This is a genomic window from Acinetobacter lactucae, assembly GCF_001605885.1.
Taxonomy (GTDB): Bacteria; Pseudomonadota; Gammaproteobacteria; order Pseudomonadales; family Moraxellaceae; genus Acinetobacter; species Acinetobacter lactucae.
The window spans coordinates 1-20,257 of sequence record NZ_LRPE01000039.1 but is presented as its reverse complement, the minus strand read 5'-3'; the positions used below and the strand labels follow the sequence as shown (position 1 = coordinate 20,257).

20 protein-coding genes, 1 tRNA gene and 2 pseudogenes are annotated in these 20,257 nt (G+C 37.8%); 13 read left to right on the top strand and 10 right to left on the bottom strand.

Features of this window, described 5'->3' with window-relative positions:
• Positions 1-102 precede the first annotated feature (102 nt).
• Together AWW73_RS19320 and AWW73_RS16015 are read left to right on the top strand one after the other, a co-directional pair.
• Positions 103-201 (top strand): annotated as a pseudogene (locus tag AWW73_RS19320) (hypothetical protein); the annotation flags it as partial.
• 142 nt (positions 202-343) lie between these two features.
• A tRNA-Arg gene (locus AWW73_RS16015) sits at positions 344-420 on the top strand.
• A gap of 115 nt (positions 421-535) precedes the next feature.
• On the opposite strand, the gene AWW73_RS16010 is transcribed toward AWW73_RS16015, so the two are convergent.
• Positions 536-1,228 (bottom strand): nitroreductase family protein, encoded by a 693-nt coding sequence (locus AWW73_RS16010; protein WP_062850156.1) that lies wholly within the window; start codon positions 1,226-1,228, stop codon positions 536-538.
• Between the two features lie 223 nt (positions 1,229-1,451).
• On the opposite strand from AWW73_RS16010, the gene AWW73_RS16005 reads away from it, so the two are divergent.
• Together AWW73_RS16005 and AWW73_RS16000 are read left to right on the top strand one after the other, a co-directional pair.
• On the top strand, positions 1,452-1,949 hold the full coding sequence (locus AWW73_RS16005; RefSeq protein ID WP_016143547.1) for a YcxB family protein: 498 nt from the start codon (positions 1,452-1,454) through the stop codon (positions 1,947-1,949).
• A 39-nt stretch (positions 1,950-1,988) separates the two neighbouring features.
• The gene (locus tag AWW73_RS16000; RefSeq protein WP_062850155.1) at positions 1,989-2,630 is read left to right on the top strand and encodes a fumarylacetoacetate hydrolase family protein; all 642 of its coding nucleotides are present in this window, start codon (positions 1,989-1,991) and stop codon (positions 2,628-2,630) included.
• A 103-nt stretch (positions 2,631-2,733) separates the two neighbouring features.
• Here the strand turns inward: AWW73_RS16000 and AWW73_RS15995 are convergent, their stop codons facing one another.
• Positions 2,734-3,981, bottom strand: coding sequence for a YihY family inner membrane protein (locus AWW73_RS15995; RefSeq protein ID WP_062850154.1), 1,248 nt, complete (start codon positions 3,979-3,981; stop codon positions 2,734-2,736).
• Between the two features lie 361 nt (positions 3,982-4,342).
• On the opposite strand from AWW73_RS15995, the gene wrbA reads away from it, so the two are divergent.
• The gene (gene wrbA, locus AWW73_RS15990) at positions 4,343-4,951 is read left to right on the top strand and encodes an NAD(P)H:quinone oxidoreductase (RefSeq protein WP_205630331.1); all 609 of its coding nucleotides are present in this window, start codon (positions 4,343-4,345) and stop codon (positions 4,949-4,951) included.
• Positions 4,952-4,997: 46 nt separating this feature from the next.
• Here the strand turns inward: wrbA and AWW73_RS15985 are convergent, their stop codons facing one another.
• The 3 genes from AWW73_RS15985 to AWW73_RS15975 all read right to left on the bottom strand — a co-directional run bounded on the left by AWW73_RS15985 (position 4,998) and on the right by AWW73_RS15975 (position 7,190).
• A complete protein-coding gene (locus AWW73_RS15985; protein WP_002119547.1) occupies positions 4,998-5,573 on the bottom strand; it encodes a xanthine phosphoribosyltransferase in 576 nt (191 codons plus the stop codon).
• A 71-nt stretch (positions 5,574-5,644) separates the two neighbouring features.
• Positions 5,645-6,358 carry a DUF3108 domain-containing protein gene (locus tag AWW73_RS15980; protein ID WP_057104940.1) on the bottom strand — a complete coding sequence of 238 codons (714 nt, stop codon included), beginning with the start codon at positions 6,356-6,358 and terminating at the stop codon, positions 5,645-5,647.
• 157 nt (positions 6,359-6,515) lie between these two features.
• Positions 6,516-7,190 carry a hypothetical protein gene (locus tag AWW73_RS15975; protein ID WP_062850152.1) on the bottom strand — a complete coding sequence of 225 codons (675 nt, stop codon included), beginning with the start codon at positions 7,188-7,190 and terminating at the stop codon, positions 6,516-6,518.
• A 232-nt stretch (positions 7,191-7,422) separates the two neighbouring features.
• On the opposite strand from AWW73_RS15975, the gene AWW73_RS15970 reads away from it, so the two are divergent.
• Positions 7,423-8,307, top strand: coding sequence for an energy transducer TonB (locus tag AWW73_RS15970; protein WP_062850151.1), 885 nt, complete (start codon positions 7,423-7,425; stop codon positions 8,305-8,307).
• A gap of 51 nt (positions 8,308-8,358) precedes the next feature.
• Here AWW73_RS15970 and ybeY read toward each other — a convergent pair whose 3' ends face one another.
• From ybeY to miaB, 3 genes are read right to left on the bottom strand one after another with little or no spacing between them, the layout of a single operon-like run.
• On the bottom strand, positions 8,359-8,835 hold the full coding sequence (gene ybeY / locus AWW73_RS15965) for an rRNA maturation RNase YbeY (RefSeq protein ID WP_062850150.1): 477 nt from the start codon (positions 8,833-8,835) through the stop codon (positions 8,359-8,361).
• Positions 8,836-8,844: 9 nt separating this feature from the next.
• Positions 8,845-9,933, bottom strand: a complete 1,089-nt coding sequence (locus AWW73_RS15960; protein ID WP_002119513.1) for a PhoH family protein — start codon at positions 9,931-9,933, stop codon at positions 8,845-8,847.
• A gap of 37 nt (positions 9,934-9,970) precedes the next feature.
• Complete coding sequence (gene miaB, locus AWW73_RS15955; protein ID WP_062850149.1) at positions 9,971-11,422, bottom strand: tRNA (N6-isopentenyl adenosine(37)-C2)-methylthiotransferase MiaB; 1,452 nt, start codon at positions 11,420-11,422, stop codon at positions 9,971-9,973.
• 286 nt (positions 11,423-11,708) lie between these two features.
• Here miaB and AWW73_RS15950 point away from each other — a divergent pair, with 286 nt between their 5' ends.
• The 4 genes from AWW73_RS15950 (at position 11,709) to AWW73_RS15935 (ending at position 15,989) form a co-directional block, all read left to right on the top strand.
• The gene (locus AWW73_RS15950) at positions 11,709-13,652 is read left to right on the top strand and encodes a lytic transglycosylase domain-containing protein (protein ID WP_062850148.1); all 1,944 of its coding nucleotides are present in this window, start codon (positions 11,709-11,711) and stop codon (positions 13,650-13,652) included.
• Positions 13,653-13,709: 57 nt separating this feature from the next.
• Positions 13,710-14,372 (top strand): ribonuclease T2 family protein, encoded by a 663-nt coding sequence (locus tag AWW73_RS15945; protein WP_062850147.1) that lies wholly within the window; start codon positions 13,710-13,712, stop codon positions 14,370-14,372.
• A gap of 211 nt (positions 14,373-14,583) precedes the next feature.
• The gene (locus tag AWW73_RS15940; protein WP_002119517.1) at positions 14,584-15,570 is read left to right on the top strand and encodes a malate dehydrogenase; all 987 of its coding nucleotides are present in this window, start codon (positions 14,584-14,586) and stop codon (positions 15,568-15,570) included.
• A gap of 173 nt (positions 15,571-15,743) precedes the next feature.
• A complete protein-coding gene (locus AWW73_RS15935; RefSeq protein WP_002119522.1) occupies positions 15,744-15,989 on the top strand; it encodes a DUF2789 family protein in 246 nt (81 codons plus the stop codon).
• Positions 15,990-16,053: 64 nt separating this feature from the next.
• Here AWW73_RS15935 and AWW73_RS15930 read toward each other — a convergent pair whose 3' ends face one another.
• Both AWW73_RS15930 and AWW73_RS15925 read right to left on the bottom strand, forming a co-directional pair.
• Positions 16,054-16,581: a hypothetical protein gene (locus AWW73_RS15930; protein ID WP_062850146.1), complete on the bottom strand. Its 528-nt coding sequence runs from the start codon at positions 16,579-16,581 to the stop codon at positions 16,054-16,056.
• Positions 16,582-16,648: 67 nt separating this feature from the next.
• The gene (locus AWW73_RS15925; protein ID WP_062850145.1) at positions 16,649-17,254 is read right to left on the bottom strand and encodes a 2OG-Fe(II) oxygenase; all 606 of its coding nucleotides are present in this window, start codon (positions 17,252-17,254) and stop codon (positions 16,649-16,651) included.
• Between the two features lie 117 nt (positions 17,255-17,371).
• Here AWW73_RS15925 and AWW73_RS15920 point away from each other — a divergent pair, with 117 nt between their 5' ends.
• The 3 genes and pseudogenes from AWW73_RS15920 to AWW73_RS15910 all read left to right on the top strand — a co-directional run bounded on the left by AWW73_RS15920 (position 17,372) and on the right by AWW73_RS15910 (position 20,208).
• Positions 17,372-18,229, top strand: a complete 858-nt coding sequence (locus AWW73_RS15920) for a 23S rRNA (adenine(2030)-N(6))-methyltransferase RlmJ (RefSeq protein ID WP_062850144.1) — start codon at positions 17,372-17,374, stop codon at positions 18,227-18,229.
• A 41-nt stretch (positions 18,230-18,270) separates the two neighbouring features.
• Entirely contained in the window at positions 18,271-19,104 is an 834-nt protein-coding gene (gene pssA / locus AWW73_RS15915) for a CDP-diacylglycerol--serine O-phosphatidyltransferase (protein WP_016143534.1), read from the top strand.
• 17 nt (positions 19,105-19,121) lie between these two features.
• Positions 19,122-20,208, top strand: a pseudogene (locus AWW73_RS15910) (DUF6670 family protein).
• Positions 20,209-20,257: the final 49 nt, after the last annotated feature.

Here is a 20,257-nt window from a genome sequence, read left to right as displayed (position 1 = left end):
TATTTTTTTAATCATATTTTCACTTATTTGAAGCATTATCTTAGTTAAATTTCATGTAGGCTTATAATGGTTAGGTTCAATCAGAAATATATTATTTCTATAATGTTGACTAAAACAGTAGCCTTTATCTTCTAGGTATATGGCCAAATACTTCAAAAAACCGTTAAAACTTATTTGAAAAAAAATATTTCAAATACATCTTAGGTGAGAAAAACTTCAATTTCTTTAACCACGATTTTATATAAAATATGGTTCTGGCTAAGAACTAGACGTTTGATGACAGAAAGATGAAAAAAGGCTTCCTAAGCTATGAAAAATGCGTATAATGCGCAACATCAAGTACGCGCTCATAGCTCAGCTGGATAGAGCACTTGGCTACGAACTAAGGGGTCGGGAGTTCGAATCTCTCTGAGCGCACCACTTGAAGAATTAACCGCTATATATAGCGGTTTTTTTGTGTCTATTTTTTTATTATTTCCATTCAAAAGCTAGTGCTCATGGCAACTAGCTCATAAATAATTTGAAGTCGAAAAAGTTAGCCAAATGTCTTAAAACGGCTTTCGTCTTCAATAAAAGCTTTTTCGCCTACTTTGCCTTCAATTGAACCAAATACTAATTGAGCTCTTAATTTCCATTGAGCAGGAATATCAAAAGCAGCATTAATTTTCTCATCGATAATTGGATTATAGTGCTGTAAAGAAGCTCCAATACCTTGTTCAGCCAATACACTCCATACTGCAAACTGTGCGATTGCGGTTGAGTGTTCAGACCAAACGGGGAAATTATCTGCATACGTTTCAAATTGTTCTTGTAGACTTTTAATTACATTCTGGTCTTCAAAAAATAAAACTGTACCGGCACCCGCTGCGAAACTTTGGATTTTTTGTTCAGTTCCAGCTAATGCTTCGGCAGGAACAATAGTTTTTAAGACATCTAAGACAATATTCCAGAAGTTTTGATGAGATTGATTAAATAAAATCACAACACGAGAAGATTGAGAGTTGAACGCTGATGGGCTATGTTTGACCGCCTCTTGAATCAATTCTTCAATTTCCGCAGAAGTATGTTTTAGGTTTTTCCCGATCGAATAAATAGAACGACGTTTTTTAATTAATTCTAAAAAGCTTGGTTGATTGAAAAGAGAGGACTCTTGAGTGGATTGAGTAACCACATCTTTTGAGACTGTTGCTTTTTGATTTAAGCCAAATAATTTTGCAAAGAAAGACATGAGACATTCCACTAAGAAGGTGATGCTCTTATTGTAGAAATTTTAAAAACTGAAATAAGCTCAAAAAATATGAATCTACGTTCTATATATGCAACGTAGCTGATCTTCCAATCTAATAATAAGCTTCATCTTTAAACAAATTAAAAAATAGCTTTTGATTCATTTTAAAGCTGAAATGAATATGCTCTAATAGTTTAGATTTATTGAGTATTGATGCAGTGCAATGACCGAGCAAAAAACAGCTTTATCTCTACGTTACTATTTGAATTTAGAAGAGTCACAAGATGGATTTTCATTAGTGACTTTTGGAAAAAAGCAAATTACCCGTTTTCTAACACCTGCGATTAGTATCGCAATTATTATTTGGGGATTTTATTTAGGTCTCTCTGGTGTTGGTCGATATTATGTCGGGTTAGGCGTGTTTTTTCTGGTGATGCAAGTTCTGATGCGTTACTGGCTTTTACCCATGTTATTTAAGCGTCAATTTATTCGTTACCAGTTCGGAAAGAGCGAGCAGGGAATTGACTTATATCAAGATTATTTTGAGCTTTATGCCAATGGTCGTAAGCAAGTGATGCAATATGCGGATGTACAAACTTTTGCTAAAGGCAAATTGACTTACATGCTTGAGCTAAAAAATAAAACTGTAATTATTGTACCAAAGCGTGCTTTTGCGCAGCTTTCAGATCAAACCATATTTGAAAATACATTTAAGAAATAAATTATTGGAATTATTAGCCGCAACAACAAAGGAAGCCTCATGAATACACGTCCTTCAAAAATCGTTTGCGTGGGCAGAAGTTACGCCGATCATGTTAAAGAATTAAATAATGCTATGCCTGACAGACCTATATTATTTATTAAACCACCGAGTAGCTTGATTGGTTTAAATGACGGTATTTCATGGAATCCAGCTTGGGGCAGTTGTCACTTTGAGTGTGAATTAGTTTTGCGCATTGATCAGCCTTTAAAGGGTGAAACAGACCCTGAAAAAGCTTTAAAGGCGATTGGGGCAGTGACGTTGGGTCTTGATTTAACAATGCGTGATTTACAGAATGATTTGAAAAGTAAAGGTCATCCATGGGAGCGTGCCAAAGCTTTTGATGGTGCTTGTGTTTTGTCAGACTGGGTTGATACAAAAGAAATTACAAATTGGCAAGAGACCAAATTCACTTTCCATATTAATGATGAATTGCGTCAAGATGGTAATACTGCACTGTTAATGTTTACTATTGGCGAACTGTTAACTGATATTAATCAGGTCTTTTCACTCGAACCAGGTGATGTGATTATGACAGGTTCACCAGCTGGGGTTGGTCCATTATACTCGGGTGATCAGTTGAAAATGACATTAAAAGGTGCAACGCAAGATTTTGTATGGGAAACTTTTGTGAAAGCCTAATCTGTTCTTAAAATGGACAATAAAAAAAACCTATTTTTTCAATAATAGGGTTTTTTTATTAGCTAGGAGATAGGGTATTTCTATTAATAAATAGCTCTATTTTCTATTTCTCTTCAAAAATTGTTGAGAGAGGAATCGAAAGCTTAGCAGCCAAATAATCGTTAGATTCGACCAAAGCAGGTCCAATTTTTTCCATCCATTCATCGTCATCATGTGCATTTAGAACATCTTCCCGTAGTGGTAGCGGGTAAGGAAGAGCTGTAAAAAAACCCCAAAAGTCGACTTGAGATAAATTACGAGCAAGCACATATTCATCTTTATCTGTGCGTTTAATTAAATTCTGCTCCTCTAGTAAAAGCACATAAGCTGGCCAACGGCCAATTTCTCCACGGCCTAAAATTTCTAGAGCTTCTTTATCATTTACACTTTCACCGAGTTTCTGCTTTTTATAAAACAATTCAAGGATATCTAATAGCATTAAAACAGGGTGCCGTTTTTGCTCTTTACCTGAATGAAAGGCAGTTAAAGCAAAACTCACTTCTACACCTAGCAAAATAATATTCCAAGATAAAAAGACCCATAGCAGGAAAATGGGTACTGCTGCAAATGCTCCATATATGATTTCATAACTGGTAAAGTTTGACATGATAAAGCTAAATAGATTTTTGAGTATTTCAAACAATGCTGCACTTAAACATGCGGCAATTGCTGCCGAATATAGTGGAACTGTGCGATTGGGAATGGTCCAATATAAAATGAAAAAACCCAAAATGGTAAGAGCAAAAGAAATAAGCCAAAGTAGAAATGCACCATCAAGTTGATACCCCGTGAAGTTATTACTTAATAAGTTCATGGAAGCGACTGTAGATGAAATGACAAATGCACTTCCTAAGATAATCGGACCTAAGGAGATGATCGTCCAATAACGCATAAAGCCCATAATGCCACTGCGAGTTTCTTTAACACGCCAAATACGATTAAAAACTGTTTCAATTGAGGTCAGCATTAAGACAGTAGTTACGAATAAAAACAGCACACCAATAATGGTTAAGTTGCTGGATTTTTCTGTAAAAGCATTTAGTGCTTTATCAAATGCGATTGTGCTCTTCGGTAAAAAATTGCTATAAATTAAATGTTGGAGCTGTTGTCTTGCTGGTTCTAAGGCTTTAATTGAAGAAATAATTACTAAAAAAACCGTTAACATCGGCACAACTGCAAATAGGGTTGTATAAGTGAGAGAGCCAGCTTGTTCACGGCACCGATCAGCTTCAAAACGCTTAAATACATATAAAACGAACTGAAACCAGGTTTTATTATAAAAAGGAAGCTTATTTAAAAAACGTTGTAACATGCGTCGTCTATCCCGATTTTTTTAATCATCATGTTGGGCAATTGATAGCTTATCAAAGTATGAGCTTAAACACTCAAATAGTAGATTAGAGCAAAATAATAACTTATAGAATTAAAGACATTCTGTAAGTTTACTATGCGCTATAGAAAGAATTGTAGCTATAAACTTTTTTCAAAAAAGTAGACTTTCTGTTGTCTGAGCATGGGTTTATCAAAAGTAGAAAAAACTGTTACTCGTCGAATTTGAGAAATTTGCTCGTGTTATCTTTGGTGCTATACCATCAATCACCTCTAGAATTTCATAAAATTGGTTGCGCCAAAAAAATAAAAAATCCCGTATAGTGTTCTTTTTAACAAAATTTATGAAACCGATGCAACCTTACATTCTTGTACTCTATTACAGCAAATATGGTTCTACTAAAGAAATGGCTCATTTAATTGCCAACGGTGTTGAGTCTGTGGGTATGTCAGTGAAAATTCGGACAGTGCCAAATATTGCTCCAGTCGTCACCATAGCTGAGCCAAGCATTCCGGAAGAAGGCGATATCTATTGTACGTTAGATGATTTAGCAAATTGTGCTGGTTTGGCCTTAGGCTCTCCAACTCGCTTTGGTAATATGGCAAGTGAAATGAAATATTTTTGGGATCAAACCACAAGTCTTTGGTTGAATGGGGCATTACATAATAAACCAGCATGCGTTTTTACTTCTTCTGGTTCAATGCATGGTGGGCAAGAAAGTACTTTACTCACTATGCTACCGCCGTTATTTCATCATGGGATGATGATTTTGGGATTACCAAATGCAATTCCAGCTTTATCTAACACTAAAACAGGTGGAACGCCGTATGGAGCAAGTCATGTAAGTGGACCGCGTCATGACCAGAACTTAAGTCAGGACGAAAAGATTTTGTGTGAAGCTCAAGGCAAGCGTTTAGGCGAAGTTGCTAAAAAGCTTCTTACCGCACTGTAATTAAATAAAAAAGAGCGGATTATCCGCTCTTTTTTATTTGTACAATTTATTCTTTTACAAAAGTAACTTTGCCATCCGTAAGGGAATGAACGCGTGCTAATGATTCAACACGGTAACCCTTTTCAAGCAATAAATCACGGCCCGGTTGGAATGATTTTTCAATTACGATACCCACGCCTACAACTTCTGCATTTGCTTGGTGAATTAAATCAATCAATCCCAATGCTGCTTGACCATTCGCCAAGAAGTCATCAATAACTAATGCTTTATCAGTTGAATGAAGGTGCTTGTTTGAAATCGCAATTGTACTTTCAGTTTGTTTAGTAAAACTAAATACTTTTGAGCGATATAAGTCATCTTTTAGCGTCAATGACTGATATTTACGAGCGAAAATTACAGGTACACCAAGTTCCAAACCTGCCATGATTGCAGGTGCAATACCTGATGCTTCAATGGTAATAATCTTGGTAATCCCTGCATCTTTAAAGCGAGCGGCAAATTCTTTACCAATCTGCTGCATGAGTACAGGATCAATTTGGTGGTTTAAGAAAGCGTCGACTTTCAAGACTTGATCAGATAGAACGATACCTTCTGTTAAGATTTTCTGTTCTAGTGCGTGCACGGGAGAATCCTCTAGACGGATGCTTTTAAAGCAAATGCGTATTTTAAAAAGCATCCGAAAAAATGCAAGCTTTAATTCGTCTTACCTGTATAACTTGTTAATAACAGGCCATAAGAAGTTTTACCATCAATATGGCTAACTTTAACTGGTAAATAATCTAGTTTTGGGGCTAACCAAAAGACTGTACTACGTTCAGGCTTTTTATGTTGTAAAACGACTTTAATGGTATCGAATGTGCCATAAGAGGTTTTAATTTTCTCATTACCTTGTTTTACAAATCGACGATTTTCAACTTCTTTTGCATCTGCAAGTGGGTAAGAAGTTTTAAGTGAACCATTTTTTAAATCTTCACGCAGCTGTAACTCTGCATTTAGCTCATCAAGAACGCCTGCCTGCCAAGCAAATGAACGGGCTTTATCATCTTTCTTCGTAGAGATAGTTTTGCTATTTGGATTAAAGTTAATACTCATGGTGTTGTTATGAATCAAAATTTTGCTGGTACGGCTAAAACTTTGAGACCCAATTTTACCATTGTTGAAACTGAATTTACTTGTCTCACTTGCAGAAGCAATTCCACCTGCTTTTGCGGTGAAGTTATAAGTCCAGTTATTACCTTGCTGACTTAAAGCACGGGTAGCCGTACCCATACCTTTATTATTATAAGTAAACTGATAATTTGCCTGAAATGGGCTCATGGCAAGAGCATGGCTTGAGAAGCCTGCAAAAAGCAAAGTTGTTGAAATACCTGTTGCGATGCCAAACGATTTCAGAAATTTTGTTGCCATAAGTAAGTATCCTTGTACAGACTAAAAAGTCAGTGCTGATGCATCTGTAACTTAAACATATTATGCCTGCTGATCATGAAGAAAAAATCAGGATTTATGCTAAATGTGTAATCTATTTGTGTTTTTTGGCAGCTAATTAATTTTCATTTATATCCGTTTATGCACCTTTTTGCTGAATTGGTGTTATTTCAGAGTCTTCTAATTCATCTTCAAAATCGTCTTCGTCCTGATCACGGTAAAGTAATGCTGCTAAATTCACATTTCCAAATACGACTAATTCAGCTTCACGAACCCGTGCGTAATTTACATGCACTTTACCTAATGTTTCGATGATACTAGCTTTTTTACCAAACCAGCGGTTGAGATCAAGAAATATAAGTTCATCACGTTCTTCTGCTACATTAAAACGTTCAAGAATCATCCCTAAAGGGTCTTTTTTTAAAATTTTATGGTAGTAAAAAACTGCGGCTTTTACGGCAATTTTTTGCCAGAAGTTTTTATATTTTGCTTCAATAATTTGTGTATTACTAATTTGTTCAAAAACTAAAAGCTGTTGTTCTTTATTAAATTCCATTTGAATCAGTTTTAAGTCGACGGATAATGTAGTTTCTAAGCCTTTTACATGCATGGTGGCATATAATCTTAACCAGTCATGATAAAGATCAGCATGTAGGTCATCTAAAAACTCAACATTATTAGTGACGTAACGTTGCAAAGTTGCATTCAGAAAGGTTTGCGATAATGTAAAATCTCTTTCTTCCTCAATGAATGCTTCTGCTTTTTTATAGACTTTTTGAAGGCGTCTGACTAATGAGGAAAATAGCGTTTGCATAAAAGAACTTCCAGAAGATAATTTACTAAAGAGCCCAGACAATCTTTATTATGATAAAAAACGGGTTTTGATATTGCAGTGTAACAAATTTAATTGATACATTTTGACAAAATGAAAATGGATAAAACCCTCTATTTGAAGTGAATCACACTTTTATCCATATTTGAATATTAGTTTACATTTTATTCGGTATTAAACCGTGGGGAAAAGGCATTTATATGCTTTTAAGATTATGCTGAACAAAAGAAGCCGATTCATAGAGCCTTTTCATTATTGGTGGCAAGACAGAGTCTTTGTTGCTGCAACAATATTAGCAATTTTGCTGCATATTTTTGTATTGCTCATTCAATTTGCTATGCCCAGCCCGTCAGAGCAATCTACTAAAGAAATTGCAATTTCAATTCGACCAAACAATGAGCCAGTTCATCAGGCAGATTTTTTAGCGCAAGCAGACCAGCAGGGTTCAGGTGCATTTCGTGAGGCTCACCGGACTTCTAGTGATACTCTAAATCCTATGCTTAGGGATGCTTCAACTGGAAATGCAGAGTTAGAAACTTTGCAAAATATTCAGCAACAAAGAGAGCTTAAGTTTGAAGAAAAGGTCTTAATGACAGTTTTGAGTTGGCAGAAACAAGCGGATGTAAGTCAAAGAAAAAAAGAATTAGAACAATTACAAAGTCAATTTCAGGCAAAAGCTGCGATGGTTGCCAGTCTTGAAGCACAATATTTACAACGTAGACAAGATTTCAGCCGCCAGCAAAAAATAAAAACAGTAGACGGAATTCAAGCAAAGAAAGATGCCTCGGCTGCTTATTTAGATAAGTTCCGTGAAAAAGTAGAGCTTTACGGTAATCGCTATTATCCGGAAGAGGCCAAACAACAACAGCTAAGAGGTGAAGTGCGTTTAATGGTGATTTTGAATGCTCAAGGCGGAATTCGTGCAATCCGACTGCTTGAAAGCTCAGGGCATTCAATACTAGATGAAGCAGCTAAGTCTTCAGTACGTCGCGGCGCACCATTTGGACATTTTGATGCCAATATGAAAGACATTTCGGAATTACGTATTGTACGTACTTGGCGCTTTGACCCAGCTGAAGCTGAATTTGAGGTTCACTAATTAAAAAATGTGGATAACTTTTAGGATATCCACATTTTACTAATGATCACATTATTCCTGATAAGGATTAGCAATATTGAGTTTTGCTAAAATTTCAATTTCTAAGCCTTCCATCTCTTCAGCATCTTCATCACTGGTTTCATGGTCATAACCGAGCAAATGTAAAACACCATGCACTAGTAAATGGGCAAAATGATTTTGGGCAGTTTTTTTCTGTTCTAACGCCTCTTGTAATACCACTGGAATGCAAATAACTAAATCACCTAGAGGTAAGGCATCTAGCATTTGTAAAACTTCTTCAGGAATATCACTTGGGAAAGATAAAACATTAGTCGGTTTATCTTTTTCTCGGTATTGCAAATTGAGTTGTTGGCTTTCGTCCAGATCAACGCAAGCAACCCCAATTTCACAATCTTCTTTATAACCAACGTGGTGTAAAGTTGTCTCAATAATTTTTTTGAGTTGAGCTCGTTTGAGCTCTAACTCAGGTGATTGAAAGTCTTGTTGTAAACTTAAACTGATTTTCAAAATGAATCCTTAAGCATCCTGATGTTGCAAGTCTGCTGCTGTATCGTTTTCAGCAACTAATGCCTCTTGACGTGCTTTGCGTTCAGCACGTGCTTCAGCATTAAGACGCTGTTGTTCACCATCCCAACCCTCATACGCTTCAACAATTTTTTGAACAAGTTGATGACGTACAACGTCACGGGAATGGAAACGGGTAATATGAATTTCTTTAATATTCTCGAGTACACGTAGTGCATGTGCCAAACCAGATTGTTGGCCTCGAGGTAAATCTACTTGGGTAATATCGCCTGTAATCACTGCACGAGAGCCAAAACCTAAACGGGTCAAGAACATTTTCATTTGTTCTGGCGTTGTGTTTTGAGCTTCATCCAAAATTACAAATGAATGGTTAAGTGTACGACCACGCATATAGGCAAGAGGGGCAACCTCAATCACTTGACGCTCAATTAACTTGGCAACTTTTTCAAAGCCAAGCATTTCGTAAAGGGCATCGTAAAGAGGGCGTAGGTATGGATCGATTTTCTGAGTTAAATCACCAGGTAGGAAACCGAGCTTTTCCCCAGCTTCCACGGCAGGACGTACAAGTAAAATCCGCTGGATTTCGTTACGTTCGAGCATATCTACTGCGGCGGCAACTGCTAAATAGGTTTTACCTGTACCAGCAGGGCCAACACCAAAAGAAATGTCGCTTTGCAAAATACGCTGTACATAACGTTTTTGATTGGCACCACGTGGATTAATGCGGCCTTTTCGAGTTTGGAAATAAACATCCATTGGCGCATCATGCTCATCCATTTCTTCTCCCACTAACTCGAAATTACGTTCAGTTTGAGAAGATTGAATTAACAGGTGCAACAGATCAGCACTGATTTGCTGGGATACCTCAGACTCTTCGTAGAGTCGTTGCAATAATGCTTCGGCTCTCCCAACAGCATCTATCTCACCATCGATATGAAAAACATCTCCACGATGAGTAATTTTGACATCTAAACGCTGTTCAATTTGCTTAAGGTGCCCATTATAGGCACCCAAGATGCTCTTTAAACGTTCCATTGAAATTTCAGGAAATGTTACGGTACGTCGAATCGCTGCAGTCAAGAGAAAACCTTTCAGTAGACTTTAGAATACCTCTACATTACGCCACGTCAGGCTCAAGATTCAAGAGTTCACCGTAAACTAAATTTAAAGTTTTAATTTCAGTAATCTCGATCTCTGCGAAACGACCTACCCAAGAAGCATCACCTACGAAAGTGACTAGACGTGTATTATCGGCTGTACCTAGTAAAATATTAGGGTCTTGGTCCGAAACTTTTTCAATAAGAACACGTTCAATTTTGCCAAGCATTGCATCAGTTTTTTCAATACTAGATTGTTTAATCACTTTTTGAACTTGAACTAAACGCTCTTTCTTAACGTGCTCAGGCGTAGTATCAGGCAAGTCTGATGCAGGTGTACCTGGACGTTTTGAATAGACAAAACTATACGAGTGGTCAAAATCTAAGTCTTTGATAAATTGAAGTGTTTCAGCGAAGTTTTCATCAGTTTCACCTGGGAAACCAATAATAAAGTCACTCGATAAATGCATATCTGGACGTATTTTTCTTAGCTTGGCAATCTTATCAATATAAACATCAATCGTATGATTTCGCTTCATTGCCTGTAAGACATCATTTGATCCACTTTGAACAGGTAAGTGTAAATGTGACACCATTTGAGGCAAATCTTCATAGCACTGAATTAACTCATCAGAGAACTCAAGTGGATGTGAAGTTGTATAACGTAAACGGCCAATACCCGGAATTTCTGCAACGAGTCGTAACAATTCAGGGAAGGTGCAGATGCCGCCTTCGAAAGTTTCGCCGCGATATCCATTTACATTTTGACCCAGAAGTGAAATTTCACGAACACCTTTTTCAGCCAGACCTGCAATTTCTGCAAGTACATCATCTAATGGGCGAGAAACTTCTTCACCGCGTGTATAAGGAACTACACAGAAAGAACAATACTTAGAGCAGCCTTCCATAATAGAAACGAATGCTTTAAAGCCTTCTACACGTGGTTCAGGTAAAAAGTCGAACTTTTCAATATCTGGGAAAGAAATATCAACCAATTTGATTTTATCTTTTTTGGGTTTTTCTACTTGAGCATTATGTTGATCAAGCATTTGTGGTAAACGGTGTAATGTTTGTGGGCCAAAAATCATGTCCACGTAAGGCGCACGTTTTTGAATATTGTCACCTTCTTGAGAGGCAACACATCCACCCACACCAATTATCAGGTCAGGATTTTTGTCTTTGAGTTTGCGCCAGCGGCCTAATTCACTAAATACTTTTTCCTGCGCTTTTTCACGAATAGAACACGTATTCATGAGCAGAATGTCTGCTTCATTAGGGTTGGTCGTTAAAACGTAGCCGTGAGAGTCGCCTAAAAGGTCTGCCATACGGTGACTGTCATACTCATTCATCTGACACCCTTGAGTTTCAATATAAAGTTTTTTTATTGAAACATCAGTGGTGTGCGTTGGCTGGGTAACAGTGTTTTCTGAGGCAGCTTTGGCACTATTGGGAATGAAGGTTTGAACCGTCATGCAGGCTCCTAACAGATCGATCTAAAAAGAATAAATTGGCCCAAAATGGGTCAAACCATTTATTATAGCAGTATTTGAGCCGAACCGATAACAGTAAACTTTCAGAACATGACAAGGTTTTTGTGAAGTAAATTAGGTGAATTTTAATGATGTTGAATCATAGAGTTACATAACACAACAAAAGAAAGCACGAAGAATAATTAAACTATGCGTTGAAGGTGAATAGTCAGGGTTTAGCACATTTATGAGACCAAGTAGAAAGAGCTCATCAATACATAGTCGTGTAATGAAAAATAAATATATGCATCGTAGCTGGTTAGGAGCTATGTGTTTACTTGGTTGTTCATTTACTTATGCTGCCGAAGAGCAGTTCAATGATGCCTTAAATGCTGCAAATAGTGGTAATACTGCGTTATTAGACCAATATCAGCTTGCAATGCAAAATGATGTATTGGGATATTATCCAGAGTATTGGAAACTCAATACCAACCTTGGCTTTCAACCCACTGCCTCTATCGTAAGCTTTGCTCAACGCTATCCACAATCAGCAATGGCTGAAAAATTAGCAGCTGATTATGTTGAAGAAAAAGTTAAACAAGCTGACTTTGCATCTGCACAACCTGTTTTATCTTATGTTACCAATCCTGACCAAGCCGAAAATTGTGCTTTAGCACAAGTGCGGGCGAAAAGCGGCGATGCTTTAGTCTTTGCTGAATATAAAGATGTTTGGCTAGCGACTGAATCACAACCTGAATCTTGTGTGGGCTTAGGTCGCATGATGTTATCTAGTCCTTTAATGAGTGTACAAGATAAACAACAGCGTCTATGGGTACAGTTGCGTGCAGGTTTGTCGGGACAGGCGCTAGCGACAGCACAGACTTTGGGTTTGAATTTGTCTTTGGCTCAGCTTAACCAAATTCAGGCCAACCCACTTAACTATTTATGGAGTGCGCCTAAGACAAATGATGCAGATTATGCTTATTTGATTTTCGCGTTAGGGCGTTTAGCTAATAATGACTTAAGCAATGCTTTTTCGAATGTGCAGCGTGTCGCTCAAGGTACGCCACAAAATGTACAAAAATATTTATATCGTACGGTAGCCTATATTGGTGGCACCACGGTGATGAAAAATAATTTTAATCGTGAAGTCCTTCAATACTTTGATGCAAGTTATGGTTATCCATTAAGTCCGGAAGAAGCTGAAATTTATGCGCGTCAGGCGATTAGATTTGGTGCGTGGGAAAGTTTAATACGTGCCATTGATAGTATGACTGTATCCCAAAAACAAGAAGACCGTTGGCAATATTGGCTTGCTCGTGCAACAGAACAGCGTGGTGATAGTGCTTCTAAAGCAACAGCACAACAAATTTATAGAAAATTGGCTCAGGCGGGTGACGACTATCATAACCTTTTAGCAAAAGATCGTTTAGGTGAGCGTTATAACCATCAGCCCTATGATGATCAGCCAACGGCAAGTGATTTAAGACGTTTGGATCAGAATATTCACTTTAATCGTGCTTTTACTTTAAGACGTATTAATGCCAATCCAACTTATACCAACCGAGAGTGGAATTGGGCAGTTCGCCAAGCTTATCTTCAGCATGACGATGGGCTACTTTTAGCTGCGGCAAAGCGTGCTCATGACATGGGATGGTATGACCGTGCAATTTATGCAGCAGATCGTACAACAAATAAGCATAATGATACTTATCGTTATGTGACTCCTCATAAGACTAATGTCGTAAGTCATAGTTACAATGCAGGAATTGATCCTGCATGGGCTTATGGTTTAATGCGTCAAGAAAGCCGGTTTGTTACTTCTGCGCGCTCTCACGTTGGGGCGGGCGGTCTTATGCAAATTATGCCTGATACAGCGAAGTTGATTGCACGTCAAATGGGTGAAACTTATAATCCGGCTGCATTAAATGAAATGAATACCAATATTCGATATGGAACATTTTATTTGTCGATGATTCAGGGACAATTAAGTAATAACCCTGTTTTGGCGACAGCAGGTTATAATGCGGGGCCTAATCGGGCTAGACGTTGGCAACCGGACTACCAATCAATTTCGGCTGACCAATATACTGAGACAATTCCATTGTTGGAAACCAGAGACTATGTCAAGCATGTTATGACGAATGCAACACATTACGGCGTAATATTGGGCCAAGGAGCCCAGTCGTTATCGCAACGTATGAAAGTCATTCCAATGCGTACGTCGCCTTAATTTTAAGGTGGTTGATGATGGATCTTCTTTTAATTGGCATATTCAAGTTTTAATTAAATGAAATATAGATATTGGGAACTTCGTTCAATTTTGCAACTTGCATGGTGGCTCATCTGTGCGGGAGTAGGGTTGATGAGTTCTGTTTTACATGCCGAACCTGTTAATTTACAGGGGTATGTTATGCATGTGCAAATGACACCTGCCGCATGTGCATTAGATCCCTCTAAACAAAAACAACGTAAATGTCTTGAAGGATATTCACTGACAATTACAGGTCTCATGCCGGAAACAAACCAAAGTAATTGCTCAACAGACAGTTCTGCAACCTTGTCTCCATTGCAAGCTAAAGTCGTGGCTCGGGTTATGCCCGATAATAATGCTCGTGTACAGCTATGGAAAAGTGTAGGCGGATGCGTTCCTATGAATGCAAGCCAATATTTCCGTACTGTTATTAATTTTGCTGAACGTCTAAAAATTCCGGCTAGTCTTACAAGTTCAACAAATGTTGAAATGCAACAATCTGCGTTAAGACAGCAATTCATTCGCCTTAATCCGAGCTTACCTCAAAATGGTATTCGTTTTAGTTGTCAGTTATCGCGTTCGGATGTGGTCTTAACAGAAGTGAAAGTTTGTTACACGGTAAAAGGCCAATATAAACAATGTGCAAATCATGTAGTATCGAATTGCCCTGGTGAAATCATGATTAAAGGTAGTTACTAAAGGTGATGGTCATTTCGTAAGAAAATGCTCGTCATACATTGAATCTATTTATAAAGGTTAATTTGTATTTTCTATCAGACTTTTGGTGAAAATGAGTCGCTTTTACATGCATCTGCCAAATCTTTAGAGTACAATCTTTGCCGTTTATGATGATTTGGTTAGATGGAATTCCTATTTAGCCCGATTAAGGACACTCATTGGAGACAATTACATGAAGCAACCCGTTCGTGTTGCCGTGACTGGCGCTGCAGGTCAAATTGGTTACAGCTTATTATTCCGTATCGCAAGCGGTGAAATGTTAGGTAAAGATCAACCTGTTATTTTACAATTGCTTGAAGTTCCAGTTGAAAAAGCACAACAAGCGCTTAAAGGCGTAATGATGGAACTTGATGACTGTGCTTTCCCTTTATTGGCTGGCATGATCGGGACTGATGATCCGAAAGTTGCATTTAAAGATGCTGACTACGCATTATTGGTAGGTTCTCGTCCACGTGGTCCTGGTATGGAACGTGCTGACTTGTTAAAAGTTAACGGTGAAATTTTCATCGGTCAAGGTCAAGCATTAAACGAAGTTGCTAGCCGTAACGTTAAAGTATTAGTTGTAGGTAACCCTGCAAACACTAACGCTTACATCGCAATGAAATCTGCTCCAGATCTTCCAGCGAAAAACTTCACAGCGATGTTGCGTCTTGACCACAACCGTGCGTTGACTCAAGTTGCTCAAAAAGCTGGTGTGGCAGTTGCTGATATCGAAAACTTAACAGTTTGGGGCAACCACTCTCCAACAATGTATGCTGACTACCGTTTTGCAACTGCAAATGGCGAAAGCTTAAAAGACAAAATTAACGATCCAGCTTGGAACAAAGACGTATTCCTTCCAACTGTTGGTAAACGTGGTGCTGCGATCATCGAAGCGCGTGGTTTGTCTTCTGCTGCTTCTGCTGCTAACGCTGCAATTGACCATATGCGTGATTGGGCGCTTGGTACAAACGGCAAATGGGTAACTATGGGTATTCCATCTGATGGTTCTTATGGTATTCCTGAAGGCGTTATGTTCGGTTTCCCTGTTACAACTGAAAACGGTGAATACAAAATCGTTCAAGGTTTAGAAATCGATGAATTCAGCCGTGAGCGTATCAACTTCACTCTAAACGAGCTTGAAGAAGAACGTGCAGCAATTGCTGACATGGTAAAATAATTCATCAACTTGATGAGTTAAAAAAGCACTCTTTATAGAGTGCTTTTTTATTGAACCCTGAAAAAGGGAACACAAAAAGCAACAAGAAAATATAGACACTATCATGCAAGTAAAAACGTTTTATTGTTAGATTAGTTAATAGATGATTTAAAAGAAGTTATAGGAGAATAACAATGTTTGAGCAGCAACCTACATTAGAGCTTTTATTTGATCAACTGGGTTTGGACTCAGATGAAGCAAGTATTGAAAATTTTATTAAGACACATCAATTGCCAGCCGAACAAAAATTACATGAAGCTTCTTTTTGGTCAAAGGGGCAAAGTGATTTTTTAAAAAGTCATTGGGAAAAAGATGATGAATGGATTGTGGTGATTGATGAACTGAATGAACAACTGCATGAAGACAGTGTAAAAAAATAATTTCATAAAAAATAAAGCCTGTTTTACATGTAATACGTAAAACAGGCTTTATTACATTAAGGGTTTAATGTGTTTTTACTTTTAATTGATCTTTATACCATGGTTCATGACGAACAAGATCAAATACAGGTTGGCCATGAAGTAGTTCAAGATTGCACGTAGAGGTTGATAAATATTTAGTTAACCAATGTCGTGTTAGTGCTGATTCTTGTCGTGCTGCTGAAGCATAGGCCAAAAAGAAATAGATATCGGCATGCTCATGATGCGCTAAGGGCTTCAAAATTTGTTGAGTAATTAACGCAAAACGTTTTTCTTTATTTAATTCAAAATAAAGCATATAGGCTTTGGCTAAATGTAAAGACAAATTAAGATATAAGCTCAATGGCATTTCTTCATATTCCATACGAGCTTGTTCAAGCAGAACAATAGCTTCTTGTAAAAAATGAAGTTGCTCTTGGCGAACACGACTTAATACTACAAGTTGCATGCGTAACTCAGCACGCTCTAAAGCAAGCTCAGGCGTATTTTCAGTCAAATAAAGTTGGTCTGTTTCACCAATTCGGTTCACAATTGTTTTACTTTCAATAGACATACGCCATCACCTTTTTTAATCAATAGCTTTTATATCGGGTTCATTTAGCAAATTTAAAGAGTAACCTTTAGACCCAGATGGAATTTCCACTACGAAGCCAAGCCGTAATAGAGAGTCTTTGTTGTTTTGAGATTAATACTTCATGTAATAAATCGCTTTGAAATATTACCAGGCGATTGGGTTCAGGATTAACAATATGCCATTTTTCATTTTTATCTTGCAGTCGTAATTGTCCACCCCAATCTTCTTGCCATTCTGGGTGTAGGTAATAGACAGTTGACATCATACGATCATTTTTTTGTTGAGGATTGTCTCGGTGTAAAGCATAGAATTCACCCAAATTATAACGAGCAAAATGAGCTTCAACCTCTTTAATCCCTAAATAGAATGCTTGATTTAGACTCTGTGAAAATAAACTTAAAGTTTCAATATGTTGTTGAGCAATAGGAAGCTGATCGTTAATCCAGAGAATATGGTCACTGCGAATATTACTGACTACGCCGTTTTGAATACCTGCTTCTCTAAATTCATCCATGTGATGGCTGCACTCATTGGCGACCTGAGCGCGATATTGATCGGGATAGGCTTGATTTATAATGGCAAAGCCATGCGTATTTAAATCATCCAAAATTTGATCCAAATTCCATGAATCAGGAAGCGAGTGAGAGTGCATATAACCTCAGGTAGATCGTAAAAATATCAAGCAGCTCTATTTTAGATGATCACAACCTTACGAAAGAATATTTTTTTCATGTTAAACTATTTGTTGAATTGAGGAATTAAAGTCAACATGAATTACCGTCACCATTTCCATGCGGGCAACTTTGCAGATGTTATGAAGCATGTGCTTTTGCTACAGCTGCTCAACCGTTTAAATGCTAAAGATAAACCTTATCGTTATATCGATACGCATGGAGGGGCAGGCAAATATGATTTATCTCTGGCACCTGCACAAAAGTCTGGAGAGTTTCTCACAGGCATTCATCGTCTAGTTCAACTATCTGATATGGAAAAGCGTCAGGCACCTGAAGCGATCCAGCAATATTTGAAATTGGTTGAACAATTACGTTCTGAGGAAGGAAAGGGTAGTTATCCTGGTTCTCCTTGGTTTGCTTTGCAAGGCATGCGTGAAATCGACAAAGCGACTATATTTGAAATGCAGCGCGATGTATTTCAGCAATTACGTCATAACATTCGTGATAAACGTGCAGGTTTACATGAACGCGATGCATATGAAGGCTTGCTCGGTGTAATTCCGCCAAAAGAAAAGCGCGGTCTGGTTATGATTGACCCTCCTTACGAATTAGAACGTAAAGACTTTCCGCAATTAGTTGAACTTTTACTACAAGCTTATAAAAAATGGCCAACGGGCGTTTTTGCGGTTTGGTATCCAATTAAAGACCGAGCGATGATTGAACGTTTTGAAAAGAAAATGTTTAAAACGGGTATTCGCCGTCAGTTAGTTTGTGAAATTTGTGTATGGCCAGATGATACCCCTGTAGGCCTAAATGGTTGTGGTTTATTAGTGATTAACCCACCTTGGCAGTTCTCAGAACAAGCAGACCAAGCACTACAGTGGTTATTCCCGCATCTACGTATGCAAGAAACTGGTGGTCATGCTGCTGTTCGCTGGTTAGTAGGTGAGTAACAGTTAACTTAAATCAATGCACATGTTTGGAATAGAAAATAATGACAAATGCGCCTAAACCAGAGCAAGATTTAACTCATAATGAACATTCATTTGATGGGATTACATTTGAAGTGGTTGAAGAAGAAGATAATCCGGAAGGACAAAAAGTGAAGCGCCGAGGTATTTACCTTTGGCCTAACTTAATTACAACCGCTGCTCTGTTGTCCGGTTTCTATTCCATCATTGCAAGTATGAATGGGGATTTTAACCAAGCGATCTATGCCATTTTTATTGCAGCGCTACTTGACGGTTTAGATGGGCGAGTTGCTCGAGCGATTGGTGCACAAAGCGCTTTTGGTGAACAATATGATTCTCTATCGGACTTGTTAGCTTTTGGTGTAGCTCCAGCAATGTTGATGTATAGCTGGAGTTTGCATGATTTAGGCCGTATTGGATTAGCATGCTGTTTTGTTTATACAGCCTGCGCAGCCTTCCGTTTAGCACGTTTTAATGTGCAAATTGGAGTTGTTGATAAGCGTTATTTTATTGGCATTGCAAGTCCACTCGCTGCCATTATCATTATTTCACTCGTCTGGGTTGCTCGAGATTATCCTTTCATTTTTGATTTGCGGGATATTGCGATTCAAACGATTAATTCTGTTCTCATGGTTGTTGTGGGATTACTCATGATTTCCAATATTAAATATTACTCTTTCAAACAAATGGATCGTAAACGCGTTCCCTTTGTAGTTATGTTGCCAGTAGTACTGATTTTTGCAGCAATCACTTATAATATTCCAATGGGCATTTTGACTGTTTCAATTATCTATGCTCTCTCTGGTTTTGTTACGACTCTATTGGCACGCAAGAGTAATGAAACAATAAAAACATAAAATAGAAGAGGTTCAGTATGCCTAAGTTGATAAGTCAAATTAATCAATTACAGCAACTGGGCCTGAATCCTAAAGAGGGGGTTGTTTATCAACCTTCTCGTGGCTTTTTTAAAATTGTTTATCAAGGCTTAATTCTTCCAAATTTACCGACCCCACTTCGTTATTTTAATTACATTAGTTTAGTGGGACAACCGCGGATACCTCTTTGTTATAACACTCACACCATTACAACTTCGGCAATAGATACTGCAACAGTGCTTGTAAGTAATAGCCAACATAGTGTGGGGCATTTAAAAACATATTCTATTCGTCGCCAATGTCAGTTTGATTCGACCTTATATCAATTTGATAAAATTGATGTGATTCAATGGCAAATCCCGACAATTCGCCTTAAACGCTTAGACCCAGAAATGGGATGTGATCTTTTGATTCAAGTCCCTGAGAATATATCTAATGCCTCTGCTTTGCAGTGGGGTGTTTCTGACTATTGGTCAACATTATGTGTATGTGAAGGTGAAATTTTTTATAAAGGACAGAAATATCAAATTGAAGGGTTGGGGCGATTTAAACACGCGCGAGCTTTGCATTTGCCGTTCTTATCTTTATGTTTCTATACGTGCCAAATTATTAACTTAAATGAAACGACGCAGCTTACATTCTTACAAATAAGAAATCAGTGGAATATCATCCTATGTTCAAGATTAGATATTCAAGAATTTGGGAAGCCTGTTGAAAGTTTTACAGAAGACGTAAATTTACATATCCACCGAGTTTATCCAAAGGTTAAAACACCGAATAGTAAAGAGATGTATTTGCCAAGGGAGTTTTCTTGGCAATGTGAGAAAAACGGAAAAATAATTTTTGAACTTTATGCACAAAGCCGTGGTGACTACAAGTTTGGGTTGGCGGCTGGGTATGTGGGAAGCTTTCAATATCAATTAAGCTGGAATGAACAGTGTCTGCAAGGAGAGGGTGGATATTGTGAATATATAGATTGTCGACCACTTAGATGGCAAGAAAAGAATCAAGACGAGAAGATCTTAGATAAATTGATGCTTTTACAACCATGTTTATATAAAAAATGACTATTTTTATCGTTTTTGATTAAAAAGCGAACTGTTGTTTCACTAATATTAAAAAAGGGGTTGCAAAG